The organism is uncultured Anaerococcus sp. (genome assembly GCF_947253225.1).
GTDB lineage: Bacteria > Bacillota > Clostridia > Tissierellales > Peptoniphilaceae > Anaerococcus.
The window spans coordinates 33522-46952 of the sequence record NZ_CAMXYR010000002.1 but is presented as its reverse complement, the minus strand read 5'-3'; the positions used below and the strand labels follow the sequence as shown (position 1 = coordinate 46952).

The following is a 13431-nucleotide window of genomic DNA, read 5'->3' as shown; positions in this document are numbered from 1 at the left end:
GAGCAAGAAGGTGTTTTTTCTAAAATCAAAAAAGACTCCTAAGAGTCTTTATGATTAATATTAATATTACTTATCTTCTTTTTTACTTGTGAAAATTCCTCCAACAGCTACTCCTAGACCTACTAGGACATTTCCTAAGCCTGCTATACCTGTTTTTGGATTAGTCATATCTTTTCTTTGTTCATTTGTTCCCATGGCTAGTCTTTTTGGACTTTCTTTTGGAACACGGACCTTAACTTCACCAGTAAAATGTTTTTCTTTAAGTTCGTGTTTATCTTCTGATTTGCTTGTATCTTCACTTTTTTTATTATCTTGACTTGGTTTGTCTTGTTTTGGATCCTCGTGGTTTTGATTTTCCTCTTTCGGAGCTTCTTTTATATTTGGCTCAGATGGTTTTTCTGGGATTGGGCAGGTATTTGGAGTTTTCTTTGTTCCTAGCTCAATTATATGGTCTAAAGGATCTTTCTTTTCTCCTAGAGTTTCCTTGATGGAGCCTTCCACTGCCTTACCATTCTTGATGGCCAAAGATACGTGGGTTTTTTGTGAACCGTCTTTTCCTCCTTGAACAACCTTTGATGTTCCAGCTTCCATCTCAGGATTTTCTCTTACTATTACTTTTGGAGAAATTGGACAAGTCTTGTTATAGTCATACTTGCCTGTAAAGTCTTTTGTACCAACAAGAATCTTCTTTTTTCCTGGCCTTACAACTGTTTTTTCAACATTCACTGCCTTACCATCTACAGCCTTGCTTTCTACAACAGTTTTAACTCTTCCATCAGTAGATTCTATTTCTTTAACATAGCCCTTTTCTTTGGTGGCATCAAATACATATTCAACATCTGTTTTAACATTCTTTTCAACTGCGCTTTCAGCAGGTGTTGGTGTCTTTGTACCAATCTTAATTATCTTGTTCATTGGTTTTTCAATTGCAGAAGCTGTTGATTCTGTAAGCATAGAATCTTTTATAGTTACAAGAGTTTCTGTTAAGCCTGTCTTACCTTCCCTAACAACTTCAGATTTCCCAAGTTCCAATGTATCATCATAGATAATTTCTGTATCAAATGGAGTTTTTTCCTTATACTTGTGGGTTCCATCAGATTGATTGCCTACTTCAATCACTTTATCGATTGGTTTTTCTGTTTTTTCTGTAATAACGACCCTATTACTTTCCTTATCAAAGCTTGTTGTAATTGTTAGTTTACCTGGCTTACCTAGGTCAAATACTTTTGTTTCGCCTTCTTTAAGGTCAGGGTTAACCTTAACTACAACCTCATTCTTAAGTTCCACTTCTTTAGTGATTGGCTTAATACCAATTCTTATCTTCTTATTCTTAGCTTCTTTTATAAGTTTTGGTTCAGAAATTTCTTTCTCGCCTAGTGTGCCATTGACAACTTTTTGGCTTACTGTCTTTTCTGTTTGACCTTTTTCACCTTCTTGGTCTACTACAGTCTTACCGAATTCTAGATTTTCATCATAGATTATTTCTGTATCATATCCTAGTTCGTAATAATCTTTGTAAGTGAAGTTACCTTCAAAGTCTTTTGTTCCGATTATGATTTTTTGCTTAGCAGCTTTTACAACTGTTTCTTCAGTATTAACTACCTTGCCATTTTTACCCGGTGTTACTTCTTCAGTCTTTCCAGATTCAAGATTTTCGTCGTATACATATTCTGTGTTGAATGGTTTTTCTACAATTTTTGTAAGAGGTTTTGTACCGATTACTACAATTTCTTTCTTAGCTTGTTTTTCATTTTTCTTTGTAGATGTTAATTCACTATCTTTTTCGCCATTTTTAATTTTTTGTTAATATTCTACATCATATGAACCTCTTTCGCCTTTTTGTTCAACTTTTGTTTGACTAGCTTCAAATTCATCAGAATATTTATACTCAACTTCATAAGCTACTTCATGGTTTTCTGTGTTTGATTGTGCCTGTGTAGTATTTTTGACCAACTTTGATTACAGCATTTGTTGGATCAGTATCCTTAACTACTTATCCTTTGCCAAAAATTTCAGAGTTTTTAATAGTCCACTTAGTTGCCTTTTCTCCAACTTTGCCATCTATAACTATCTTATAATTATCTTTTGCATCTGGATAGTTTTTATAGAAATCTGGAGCAAATTGTACATCGTAAGTGAATGGTTTTTTCTCAGTGTATTCGTGAGTATCTTCTGTACCTGCCGGACTTTTGATTTTCTTTGGTTTTGCTTCTGTTGTAGCTGTCTTATTAATTGTAATTTCACCAGTATTTGGATCTTGAGTTGTTGTAATTGTTACTATTCTATCGTTACCATCTTCAACTCATTCAGGCTCACCAACTTGTTTCTTGGTGTAATCAAGTTCGTATTCTAACTTTCTTAAATGTTACAGCTATAAATTTAACTATATTGTTTCTATTGCGTTAAACTAAATCTTTATGACATAGTGTACATTAAAATCATTTTTAGCAAGCTAAGTAGCAATCTTAGCAAATATTAAATAAGGTTTGCCAAAGCATTTTTGTTTTTAATCTCTATCTGCCTATCCTCTACACTTATTAATCCATCTTTTGCCATAAGAGAAAGGCTTCTTGATAGAGACGGACGGGTTGTGGCTAGGTAGTCTGCCCATTCTTCCCTAGAAGTTTCTAGGTGGACTTTGCCCTCCTTTTCATTTTCAATAAGGTAGGCAGCTATTTTTTGTTTAAGGCTAGTTTTGGAATTTATTTGGTTTTTCTTGGATAGGGTTAGGCTTTTTCTTGCTAAAAGGTCGGTGAAGTTTAATAGTAGGGTTCTTGATTGGATCTTTGCCATTAGTCCCCTAAAGTCTGAGATTACAAGAATTTTGCTCTCCTTATCAGCTTCAGCCCAGAAGTCGAAGGGTTCTTTGAGGTAGGCATAAACTTCTCCAAAAATTGCAGGTTTGGTAAAGCTTGCTATGATGTATCTCTTGCCCTCAGGGTCAACCTTGTAGACCTTGACGCTACCTTGTATTAGATAGTAGAAGTCGTCCTTGATGTCTCCTTCTTTAAAAATGTGGCTAGCTTTGGGGAAGATTTTTTCTTCTATATTTGTCGATTTTTCGATTTCTCTTATTTCTTCATCACTTAAATTTTTAAAAATTGGTATCTCTCTTAGATTCATAATCCCTCCTTTTTCTCTTGTCTATCCTAGCAAGGCTTGGAAAAGATTTGGCGTACTTATCTTAAATTTCTAGTAAAAAAGACCTGCCCTAGGCAAGTCTTGATTTCTTGTATTATTTAGCTTCGGCTACAACCTTGATAGTTTCATCCTTATCTAGGGTTGATCTTGCAAAGATTGAATAGCCATCTCTGTCTACAACTAGGTATTTGAAAGAACCATCATCCCAGAACTTGCCATCTTTATCGCCTACTTTTACATTTTCAGCATTTTCTGGCATTTTGAAAAGTCCCTTAAATCTTTCTTGGTTGTCTGAAAGTTGGACGGTGATTTTCTTAGCTGGGTTTGTCTTTTCTCCAAATTCGATTGTTAGAAGGTCTTTTTTCTCATCTCTAAAGTTTTCATCGAATTTTTCTGGTAGGTAGTTGTATTTTACAGCATAAATTGGACTTTTGTTTTCTGTAGCCTTATCATCTTTATCTTTATCATCAGCCTTAGCCTCTGTTTTTTCTTCTACCTTTACAGTATCCTTGGCTCCATCTTTGTTTTCCTCAGCTTTTGAACAAGCCATTAATCCAAATGCTAGTGCAAGTGTCATAGCAGATGCAAATATTTTCTTTAGTTTCATACTATCTCCTTTATTTCTAAATTCGTTTCTAATTATACTAAAACTTTTATATAGAAACAAGTAGTTTCAAGGATTTAACGTGTTTAGCTAATAAAGAATTGATGTGCATTTTATGCTTGTCTATTTCTTATTTAGTAAATATTTTCATATCTTCTTCTACGCTGGTATTTCCTGCAATATTAAAGTTTTCTACTAAAAAGTCTACTACTGTTGGTGATAGGAAGGCAGGAAGGGTTGGTCCTAGGTGGATGTTTTTTACTCCTAGGCTTAAAAGAGCTAGAAGAACTATAACAGCCTTTTGTTCATACCAAGCTATGTTATATTCTATTGGTAGATCATTGATATCATCTAGTCCAAAGGCATCTTTTAGGGCAAGAGCTATTTGAACAAGAGAGAATGAGTCATTACATTGACCTGCATCCAATACTCTTGGAATACCATTTATATCTCCTAGACCTAGTTTGTTATACCTATATTTTGCACAACCTGCAGTTAAGATTACATAATCTTTTGGAAGTGCCTTGGCAAAGTCTGTGTAATAAGACCTTTCCTTACTTCTTCCGTCACAACCTGCCATTACGACAAATTTCTTAATATTTCCTTCCTTGATTTCTGAAATAACCTTATCAGATAGGGCTAGGACTTGGTTGTGAGCAAAGCCTCCTACAACCTTGGTATCTTCTAAGTTTGTTGGAGCCTCACATTTTTTGGCCATTTCAATTATTTCTGTAAAGTCTTTGTTTCCATTTTCATCTGCTTCTATATGACTTACTCCAGGATAGCCTGCATTGCCTGTGGTAAACATCCTATCCTTATAGGTATTGGTCTTCTTCATTGGAACTATACAATTGGTTGTCATAAGGATTGGACCGTTGAATTTTTCAAACTCTTCGTTTTGGCTCCACCAACTATTGCCGTAGTTGCCGTGGAAGTGGTCGTATTTCTTAAATTCTGGATAGTAGTTGGCTGGAAGCATTTCTGAGTGGGTGTAGATTTCTACCCCGCTGTCCTTACTTTGCTCTAATAGGTCCTTCATATCGTGAAGGTCGTGGCCTGAGATTAGGATTCCTGGTTTATCTCCTGCAGAATAATCTACTTCTGTGATTTCTGGGTCTCCGTAGCTAGTTGTATTTGCCTTATCAAGAAGGGCCATAGCCTTTACTCCGTGACTACCAGTTTCCATAACAAGGTCTATTAGCTTGTTTATATCTGTGTAACCTTTTGTAGTTTCTTCTAGGGCCTTACAAATAAAAGTATCAACTTCATTATCTCTATATCCTAGGACATTTGCATGGTGGTTGTAGGCTGCCATTCCCTTTAGGCCGTAGATAACTAGCTCTGTTAGAGATCTTTCATCTTCATTTATTATATTTAAAACTCCAACTTCGATAGCTTTTCTCTTTAGTTCTTCATCGTCATCTGAACTATATTTGGCAAATTTGGATAGGCTTTCTTTATCATCAATATTTTCTAATAGCTCATCTTTCATAGCTATAGTTTCTTTTACAATAGCAAGGATTACATCTGTATCGAAGTTTGCATTTGTAATAGTTACGAAAAGGTTGTTTGATACCCTATCATAATATTTAGGGTCTACATTTTCACTATTATTAATAACTTCAGCGAGTCCCTTTGTTACAAAAACTAATAGGTCTTGCATATTGGCAGTATCTTCTTTTTTGCCACATACTCCTACTACTTTACATCCTTGGTTGTTTGCTGTTTCTTGGCATTGGTAACAAAACATATATCTCTCCTTTGCTTGCTTTAATTTCTTAACTGTATTAAGTATAGGATAAAATATTTTATTTATCTGTAACATTTGTTACAAGGTGTGATTTTTTTTCAAAAGTTAGTATATTAAATATAAGTAATGATATCTGAAAAAAAAGGAGGCTAGTATGTCATTTTTAGATAAGCTTAAAAGTGTATTCTCTGCAGAAGAAAAAAGAGAAGAACTCAAAGAAGAAATTAAGAAAGAAGCTGAGAAAATCGAAGATGTGGTTGAAGATGCTATAGACAAAGAAGAAATAATTCTTGCTCCAATTACTGGAGAAGCAAAGGACATCAAGGAATGTGTAGACCCAGTTTTCGCTCAAGAAATTGTAGGCAAGGGTGTAATCATCATTCCTAGCGAAGGAAAGGTATTTGCTCCAGTAGATGGTAAAGTTTCCATGCTTGCTGAAACAGGTCACGCTGTTGGAATTACATCAACCAAGGGCACTGACCTCTTAATCCACGTTGGTCTTGATACAGTAGAACTTGAAGGTAAGCCATTTACCATAAGAGTCGCAAGTGATGATGAAGTTAAATGTGGGGACCTACTAATCGAATTTGATATCGAACAAATTAAAGCAGCTGGCAAGGAAATCCAATCACCAGTTATAGTAACAAACGCAGAAGGTAAGACAATAGATAAGCTCAACATCGGTCAAGTAAGCCATGGGGCTGACCTACTCAAACTTAGCTAGAATAAATTTTTGAGGACTGCTTAGGGGATTTTTGCTCTAGGCAGCCTTTTTTATTAGAAAATGGAGGAATAAGTGAAACTAATAGCAGTAGACCTGGATGGAACACTTCTAACGAGCACCAATGAAATAAGCGACTTCACAAGGGCTACTTTGATAGAGGCGAGCAAGGCTTGTCATAAGGTCGTAATTATAACAGGAAGGGACTTTTATGCCAGTAAGTATCTAGGAGATGAGCTTGAATTTGAAAAATATGGCGGACTTATCGCCTCATCAAATGGAGCAAATGTCTTTGCTCCCAAGGAAAATAGGTCGATAATAAACCATCAAATAGACCAAGACATTGCCAAAGAAATGATGGCTTTCGGAAAAAGTTTGGGCTTTGATGTTCTCATCTACCATAAGGGAGAAATTCTTGCAGAAAAAAAGAACGCTTATAGCCTAGACTTTCTCGCCAAGAAAAATAGGATGGAGTATAGGATTTGTGAAAATCTTACAAGGTCTCTAAATTTTCCAGTAAATAAGGTTCTCTTTACTGCTCTTCCACAAACCATAGAAAAGAATAAAGAAATTTTCGCCCAAAAATTCGGGCAAGTTGCAAATCCCATCCACGCCATGCCCCAATTTCTTGATTGTATGCCTAAGGGAATCAACAAGGGCAGGGCTATTGGAGAAATTGCAGAATATTTTGGCATAGACCAAAAGGACACCTACGCCTTTGGCGATGAAATAAACGACCTAGAAATGATTGAGAAGGCAGGTGTGGGAGTTGCTATGGGCAACGCTACAAAATCCCTCAAGGAAATTGCTGACCGAGTAACCCTAAGTAACGACGAAGATGGCATAGCCCACTTTGTAAGAGAAAATATATTAAAGGAAAAATAATGAAATTAATCGGATTAGATATAGATGGAACCCTCATCACTAGCAAAAAACAAATAAGCCCCAAAACCAAGGACACCTTGATTAGGGCGATGAAACAAGGTCACAAGGTAGTCATAGTAACAGGTAGACCAACCCCTGGAGCCAGGGAACTTGCAGAAATTTTGGAATTTGAAAAATATGGAGGGCTCTTGTCAACCTACAACGGTGGAGCAATCACCGATTGCAAAACCCACAAGACCCTAACAAGCCACCCTATGGATGTAGACCTTGCAAGGGAGATTGTAAAGTTTTCCAAGAATTTGGATCTTGAAATAATCCTTCCTTACGAAAATACCATATACACCAGATACGAAAACAAATATCCCAAGGGTGAGGCAACCATGCTCAAGATGGACTATAAAATCGTAGAAAACCTTGAAGATATAATCGACTTCGCCCCTAACAAAATCCTCTTTGCCCAAGATCCAGATAGGATTGAAGAGCCTAGCCAAAAGCTTAAAGAAAAATTCGGAGATGTAACCGAGCAAGTCAAATCTGCAAGATTCTATTATGAAGTAATGCCAAAAGGTCCATCCAAGGGCAAAAGTCTCCTAGAGATTGCAGATATTTTTGGCATAGACCAAAAAGATATCATTGCCTTTGGCGATGAAATGAACGATGAAACTATGATAAAAATCGCAGGCGTTGGAGTTGCTATGGGCAATGCTGTGGAAGGTATCAAACAAATAGCCGACTATATCACCCTATCCAACGACGAAGATGGTATAGCCTATTACTTGGAGAAGTTTATCTTGTAGGTAGCTCTATGAAAATCATTTTAGCAGTTGATAAAAATTGGGGCATTGGCAAGGACGGCAAGATGCTCTACCATATCGCCTCAGACCTTAAACATTTCAAAGCTACTACACTTAATAATATTTGTATTATGGGTAGGAAAACTTACGAGTCTATGGGAGGAGGGCTTCTTGCTAGGGAAAATATTGTTCTATCGAAAAATCCTAAGTATAAAATTAGCGATGGAGTCGTTTTTTCAAATCCAGCTGATGTTGTTTCTTATGTTAAGATAAGTTCCAAAGAATCCTTTGTAATAGGCGGAGAAAAAATTGTCGAAATTTTTCTGCCCTTTTGCGATGAGGCTATCATCACAAAAATCAATGGCAAAAAAGAAGCAGATACCTTCCTTCACAATTTTGACTCTGATGAGGATTGGGAAATTTATGATAAATCTGATACTTTTACTGAAGATGGGGTATCTTTTGAATATGTAAGATATAGGAGGGTCAAATGACTGATAAGATAGAAATTTTTGTAAGCGATAAGTGTCCAGATTGTGCCTTGCTTATAGCTGATAGGAAAAATAATCCCGAAAAATATGATGGGATTTCCTTTTATAACATCACAGAATCCATGGCAAATCTAAAAAGATTTTTGTATTTTAGGGACAGACTCAATGGCTACGAAGAAGTAAGAGCTTGTGCTAGGGTTGGAGTTCCTTCCAAGGTCATAAATGAAAAGGACGTTGAATTTCTATAAAAAGTATAAAATATAGACCTCCCAGTCGCTTTATGAGGACGGGAGGTCTTTTTGCTTACTTATTTTCTTTAATTTTTGCGAGAATTAAAGCTCCTTCTGATGGATTAGTGTAAGGTTTTTGAATTTTGATAGGGTAAGTAGATTTTTCTTCTATTTTTTTGATTAGCCTAGCTCCTAGGTTGAATACTCCTCCAGAGTAGGACACTTTTATTGGGTCTTTGAAGTTTAATCCTCTAATTATCGAATCAATAACACTTGATGCTTCTTCGGCAAGCTTATCTAGGAGGATTTTGCAATATGGATCATCCTGATCGAGACCATCAGCAAAAATTTTGGAAAGATCTGCAATCTCATCTCTCTTCATTTTCTCAGCTAGATCGATTATTTCCATATCATCTTCTATGCCAAGTCTATTTTTGATGAGGCCATAGAGGATGGTTTTTTCTTTTCTTCCATCACTCATTTTTGTGAAATGGTTTAGAATTTTTAGACCTATATAGTAGCCACTTGCCTCATCTCCTAGAAGAGGACCCCAGCCACCAGACCTCATGGAATTTCCATCTTCGTCAACTCCATAACCAATTTGACCTGTCCCTAGGACAAGGTTGATGCCTGGTTGAGCGTTTAGAGAGCCAGCCCAGCCATTCACACAGTCATTAGCAACTGTAAACCTAGTAGATCCGATTGCATCTTTGATTCCTTCGTCTATATAGGCTTCAGTATCAGGATATTGGCCATATCCTGGAGCTGCAACAAAGGTATAGGCTATCTCTTCTGGACTTATCCCAGCACTTTGGCAAACATCTTCAACTCCCAATTTCATTATCTCATAAAATTGTTGTTTGCTTACTTGTTTGGGGTGGATGGTGATTTGCTTAGACTCAAACCTTTCTCCTTCTACTTCAAGCAAGAAGGCTGTTTTGGTTCCACCTCCATCAACCCCAAGATAAATATTTCTTCTCATTTATTTCTCCTATCACAATCCTAAAATCTTATAGCTATTATTTCTTGTTTATTCTCTTTCTTGTATCTAGGGCTACTGTTAAGATTATCAAAATTCCCTTAATAATTATTTGGACATAAGAATTAAGACCTATATAGAGAAGTCCATAGTTAATTACTTGAAGGATTATTGAACCCAAAACTATACCAGGGATTGTTCCTATACCACCTGAAAATGAAACTCCTCCTATAAGACAAGCTTCGATAGCATCTAGGTCATAAGCTTCTCCAGTTGTTGTTGTAACAGAACCTAGTCTTGGGCCTTCGAGGAAACCTGACAAACCATACATAATACCAGATATTATAAAGACAATCATAATTGTCCTAGTAACATTGATTCCTGATACTTCGGCAGCTTCTGGGTTACCTCCAACGGCGAACATATTCTTACCCAAGACTGTTTTGTTCCAAATAAACCACATCACAACTGAAGCTATGGCAGCATAAATTATAAGATATGGAAATTGTAATTCTGTTCCTGGAATTGTAAAGCCACCCCTAACTACATTGGCATATTTTTCATCGAAACCACCAATTGGTTGAGGACCATAAGGGTTTGCAGCTATAAAGAGCTGGAGGATACCAAAGATTGCAAGTTGCACACCCAGGGAGGTAATGAAGGCGTGAAGCTTTAAGTAAGCCACACCGAATCCGTTGAAGGCACCACATACAGCTCCTATGGCTATAGCTGCAAAGAGTCCTGCCAAAAGAGAAGGTCTTTGGATATTAGGGAAGAATTTTTGAGCAAAATCTGGAGATTGGAGGAGGGCACCAGCTATAGCTGCTGTAAAACCAACTATCCTACCTGCTGAAAGGTCAGTACCCGCAAGGATTAATAAGCCTCCAGTTCCCAAGGCTATGAAAAGCCTAGTTGCTGTTTGAGATAAAATATTAATTATATTTCTTGGATTTGTTATAAAAGTCGGGTCAACAATAATTATTCCCACAATTAGGGCTGCAATTATGATAACCAGAGCGTTATTTAATATGAATTCTTTAAAATTGAATTGCTTTTTACTTGTGTTTTCCATAATTCACCTATACATACTTAGCCTGAAGGGCCATTATTTTTTCTTGTGTTAGATTTTCATCATTTTCTTCAATACCTGCAAGTTTGCCGTTGCTCATTACCATAATCCTGTTACATATCATTTGTAGTTCTGCCATTTCAGATGATATGAAGATTACGGACTTGCCTGCACTCGCCAATTCTTCTATAAGCTTGTAGATTTCATACTTCGCACCTACATCTATTCCTCTAGTAGGTTCGTCTAGGAGAAGAACATCTGGATCTGTCAACAACCAACGACCGATAATTACCTTTTGTTGGTTACCTCCAGATAGGTTCATTATCTTGGTGCGTTGACTAGGAGTTTTAACCTTCATTGATTCAATAACTCTATTTGTATTTTCAATTAAGGCCTTGTCATTGACCACTCCATTCTTAGAATAAGCCTTGATGTTGGCTATAGTTGCATTAAATCTAATATCTGCAAAGGGATATATACCTGTTGCTCTTCTTTCTTCTGTAACAAGAGCAAAGTCATTCTTAATCGCTGTTTCAGGGTTTTTATTATCTATTTCTAGGCCATTTAGGATAATCTCTCCACTCAATTTTTGTCTAATCCCAAATATAGTTTCGACAAGTTCAGTTCTCCTTGAACCAACAAGACCAGCTAGGCCCAAAACTTCGCCCTTTCTTAGGGTAAAGCTTACATTATCGACAGATGGCTTGTATTTACCTGTAAGATTTTTAACCTCAAGGAGGATTTCATCTCTCACATACTTATCTGCATTAAAGCTCGTTGAATCTAGCTTTCTACCTACCATAAGTTTGATAATTTCATCCTTGGTAAGCTCTTCTGCCCTTTTTTCTGCAATAAATTGTCCATCTCTCATGACAGTAACATAGTCTGAAATAGAAAGAATCTCTTCCATCTTGTGAGAAATATAGATTATTCCTACTCCCTCATCTCTTAGTTTATTAATAATCTCAAATAATTTGTCTACCTCGTTTTCGGTAAGGGAGCTGGTTGGCTCATCTAAAACTAAGATTTTGGCATTGTAGGATACAGCCTTAGCTATTTCTATAAGTTGTCTTTCTGCTACTGAATATTTTCCGATAATTTTTTTAGGATCGAAATCAAGACCAAGCTTATCAAATATTTCTTGGGTTTTCCTATACATAGTCTTGCTATCAATAAGTCCATGCTTAACTGGAAATCTCCCGAGCATAATATTTTCAGCAACTGATCGCATAGATACTTGGTTTAGCTCTTGGTGAACCATCGCCACCCCACTATCCAAGGCATCCTTCGCTCCCTTGTAGGAAACTTTTTGACCATCTATGTAAATATCACCACTGTCAGGAGTATAAATACCGAAAAGACATTTCATAAGGGTAGACTTACCTGCACCATTTTCTCCCATAAGAGCATGGACAGTTCCTTTTTTCAGGGTGAAGTCAACCTTATCTAGGGCCTTTACACCTGGGAAGGTCTTTGTGATCCCTCTCATCTCTAATAAATTACTCATATCTTCCTCTTTATAGTATTACAGTCTATATAAGAAACTTATATAGACTGTATCATCGCTATTATTTACCTGTGTAAATTTGGTAATCAATTCTTATTGATTTGTTGTCTTTACCAAGTTTGTATTGAGTTCCTTTAATGAAGTCGTTATTTTCTAGTCTATTTTTCATTGTATCAACTAGGGCTTTAGCCATTCCTTCAGCATCTTGTTTAACTGTTCCAGACATTGTTCCCTTGTCAATTTCTGCTACTGCAAGGTCTGTTGCGTCAACACCAACAACAACCATGTTATCTTTTGATGAACCTGTATTCATTCCTACAGCTTGGAGAGCTGATATAGCTCCGATTGCCATTCCGTCGTTGTTAGCTATAACTGCATCAATATCGTCTTGGTTAGTTTGTAGCCAAGTATCCATAGCTGTTTTTGCCTTGTCTGTATCCCATTTAGCATCTTGGAAGGCAACTTCTTTAACCTTAATGCCATTTTCTTCTAGTGTTTTAACTGAATATTCTGTTCTTGCTTGAGCTTCAGGGTTATCTAGTCCACCATTTAGCATTACATAGTCCAAAACTCCGTTTTTGTTTCTGTCCATGTTGCCTTTCTTCCAAAGGTCTGTGAGGATTTGACCTTGCATCTTTCCAGCTTCAGGAGCATCTGTTCCTATGAATAGGAAGTCTTTTAGGTCATCTTCTTTCATAGCTTCGGTCATATCCCTGTTGAAGAAAGTTGTTGGAATACCGCTTGCCTTAATAGTTGATATTGCTGTTGGTGCAGCAGAAATATCTACTATGTTCATGAAGATTCCGTCTACTCCTTGGGCGATGATGTTGTTAAGTTGGTCAGTTTGAGTTCCTTGGTTATTTTGACCATCTTGGAATACCAATTCGATAGAATCATCTTCCTTGTCCAATTTTTCTAGTTGTTGACGAACAGATGCGATATATGTATCAGATCCATTGTAGAGAAGAACAGCAATTTTTTTAGCTTTTCCATCAGATTTCTTTTCTTCTTTGCCTTCTTCCTTACCTTCATCAACCTTAGCGGCATCTTCTGTCTTTTTTTCGTCTTTACCTTCATCAGCTGGCTTGTTGTTTCCGCAAGCTGTAAGGCCTAGAGAAAGTGCCATCGCTAGTGCTAGTCCTGTAAACTTTTTAATATTCATAACATCCTCCCTTGAATATTATAATAAACGATTTCCTTATTTCCTTGATTTTTATTTGAAATCGTCTTTAGCAAGATTCTTATATGAAACTCGCCTCT

The 13431-nt window shown here is 36.6% G+C and carries 14 protein-coding genes and 1 pseudogene; 5 read left to right on the top strand and 10 right to left on the bottom strand.

What is annotated here, in order from left to right; translation table 11 throughout:
* Positions 1–66: 66 nt before the first annotated feature.
* The 6 genes and pseudogenes from Q0W95_RS00595 to hcp form a co-directional block, all read right to left on the bottom strand.
* Positions 67–1287 (bottom strand): G5 domain-containing protein, encoded by a 1221-nt coding sequence (locus tag Q0W95_RS00595; RefSeq protein ID WP_297788494.1) that lies wholly within the window; start codon positions 1285–1287, stop codon positions 67–69.
* A 27-nt stretch (positions 1288–1314) separates the two neighbouring features.
* Positions 1315–1695 (bottom strand): annotated as a pseudogene (locus Q0W95_RS07860) (G5 domain-containing protein); the annotation flags it as partial.
* Positions 1696–1803: 108 nt separating this feature from the next.
* A complete protein-coding gene (locus Q0W95_RS00590) occupies positions 1804–1953 on the bottom strand; it encodes a G5 domain-containing protein (RefSeq protein WP_297788491.1) in 150 nt (49 codons plus the stop codon).
* A 522-nt stretch (positions 1954–2475) separates the two neighbouring features.
* Positions 2476–3123, bottom strand: coding sequence for a Crp/Fnr family transcriptional regulator (locus Q0W95_RS00585; protein ID WP_297788488.1), 648 nt, complete (start codon positions 3121–3123; stop codon positions 2476–2478).
* 112 nt (positions 3124–3235) lie between these two features.
* Positions 3236–3748 (bottom strand): DUF4367 domain-containing protein, encoded by a 513-nt coding sequence (locus Q0W95_RS00580; protein ID WP_297788486.1) that lies wholly within the window; start codon positions 3746–3748, stop codon positions 3236–3238.
* A 127-nt stretch (positions 3749–3875) separates the two neighbouring features.
* A complete protein-coding gene (hcp, locus tag Q0W95_RS00575) occupies positions 3876–5495 on the bottom strand; it encodes a hydroxylamine reductase (RefSeq protein WP_297788483.1) in 1620 nt (539 codons plus the stop codon).
* Between the two features lie 154 nt (positions 5496–5649).
* Between hcp and Q0W95_RS00570 the strand changes: the two genes are divergently transcribed.
* The 5 genes from Q0W95_RS00570 to Q0W95_RS00550 all read left to right on the top strand — a co-directional run bounded on the left by Q0W95_RS00570 (position 5650) and on the right by Q0W95_RS00550 (position 8634).
* Positions 5650–6219, top strand: a complete 570-nt coding sequence (locus tag Q0W95_RS00570) for a PTS glucose transporter subunit IIA (RefSeq protein ID WP_297788480.1) — start codon at positions 5650–5652, stop codon at positions 6217–6219.
* Positions 6220–6291: 72 nt separating this feature from the next.
* Entirely contained in the window at positions 6292–7101 is an 810-nt protein-coding gene (locus tag Q0W95_RS00565; RefSeq protein WP_297788477.1) for a Cof-type HAD-IIB family hydrolase, read from the top strand.
* Positions 7101–7898: a Cof-type HAD-IIB family hydrolase gene (locus Q0W95_RS00560; RefSeq protein WP_297788474.1), complete on the top strand. Its 798-nt coding sequence runs from the start codon at positions 7101–7103 to the stop codon at positions 7896–7898. The genes Q0W95_RS00565 and Q0W95_RS00560 overlap by 1 nt, the downstream gene beginning before the upstream one ends.
* An 8-nt stretch (positions 7899–7906) precedes the next feature.
* Positions 7907–8389, top strand: a complete 483-nt coding sequence (locus Q0W95_RS00555) for a dihydrofolate reductase (RefSeq protein ID WP_297788471.1) — start codon at positions 7907–7909, stop codon at positions 8387–8389.
* Complete coding sequence (locus Q0W95_RS00550; protein ID WP_297788468.1) at positions 8386–8634, top strand: hypothetical protein; 249 nt, start codon at positions 8386–8388, stop codon at positions 8632–8634. The genes Q0W95_RS00555 and Q0W95_RS00550 overlap by 4 nt, the downstream gene beginning before the upstream one ends.
* Before the next feature lie 55 nt (positions 8635–8689).
* Here the strand turns inward: Q0W95_RS00550 and Q0W95_RS00545 are convergent, their stop codons facing one another.
* The 4 genes from Q0W95_RS00545 to Q0W95_RS00530 all read right to left on the bottom strand — a co-directional run bounded on the left by Q0W95_RS00545 (position 8690) and on the right by Q0W95_RS00530 (position 13333).
* The gene (locus tag Q0W95_RS00545) at positions 8690–9598 is read right to left on the bottom strand and encodes a BadF/BadG/BcrA/BcrD ATPase family protein (RefSeq protein WP_297788465.1); all 909 of its coding nucleotides are present in this window, start codon (positions 9596–9598) and stop codon (positions 8690–8692) included.
* Between the two features lie 37 nt (positions 9599–9635).
* On the bottom strand, positions 9636–10667 hold the full coding sequence (locus tag Q0W95_RS00540) for a beta-methylgalactoside transporter (protein ID WP_297788462.1): 1032 nt from the start codon (positions 10665–10667) through the stop codon (positions 9636–9638).
* A gap of 7 nt (positions 10668–10674) precedes the next feature.
* Entirely contained in the window at positions 10675–12171 is a 1497-nt protein-coding gene (locus Q0W95_RS00535) for a sugar ABC transporter ATP-binding protein (protein ID WP_297788459.1), read from the bottom strand.
* A gap of 61 nt (positions 12172–12232) precedes the next feature.
* Entirely contained in the window at positions 12233–13333 is a 1101-nt protein-coding gene (locus Q0W95_RS00530; protein ID WP_297788456.1) for a galactose ABC transporter substrate-binding protein, read from the bottom strand.
* Positions 13334–13431 lie beyond the last annotated feature (98 nt).

Excerpts from the sequence above, each read along its gene's own strand:
- Q0W95_RS00550 (WP_297788468.1), top strand. The coding sequence starts at position 8,386 with ATGACTGATAAGATAGAAATTTTTGTAAGCGATAAGTGTCCAGATTGT.
- Q0W95_RS00540 (WP_297788462.1), bottom strand. The coding sequence starts at position 10,667 with ATGGAAAACACAAGTAAAAAGCAATTCAATTTTAAAGAATTCATATTA.
- Q0W95_RS00570 (WP_297788480.1), top strand. The coding sequence starts at position 5,650 with ATGTCATTTTTAGATAAGCTTAAAAGTGTATTCTCTGCAGAAGAAAAA.
- Q0W95_RS00560 (WP_297788474.1), top strand. The coding sequence starts at position 7,101 with ATGAAATTAATCGGATTAGATATAGATGGAACCCTCATCACTAGCAAA.
- Q0W95_RS00585 (WP_297788488.1), bottom strand. The coding sequence starts at position 3,123 with ATGAATCTAAGAGAGATACCAATTTTTAAAAATTTAAGTGATGAAGAA.
- Q0W95_RS00530 (WP_297788456.1), bottom strand. The coding sequence starts at position 13,333 with ATGAATATTAAAAAGTTTACAGGACTAGCACTAGCGATGGCACTTTCT.
- Q0W95_RS00580 (WP_297788486.1), bottom strand. The coding sequence starts at position 3,748 with ATGAAACTAAAGAAAATATTTGCATCTGCTATGACACTTGCACTAGCA.
- Q0W95_RS00555 (WP_297788471.1), top strand. The coding sequence starts at position 7,907 with ATGAAAATCATTTTAGCAGTTGATAAAAATTGGGGCATTGGCAAGGAC.
- hcp (WP_297788483.1), bottom strand. The coding sequence starts at position 5,495 with ATGTTTTGTTACCAATGCCAAGAAACAGCAAACAACCAAGGATGTAAA.
- Q0W95_RS00535 (WP_297788459.1), bottom strand. The coding sequence starts at position 12,171 with ATGAGTAATTTATTAGAGATGAGAGGGATCACAAAGACCTTCCCAGGT.
- Q0W95_RS00545 (WP_297788465.1), bottom strand. The coding sequence starts at position 9,598 with ATGAGAAGAAATATTTATCTTGGGGTTGATGGAGGTGGAACCAAAACA.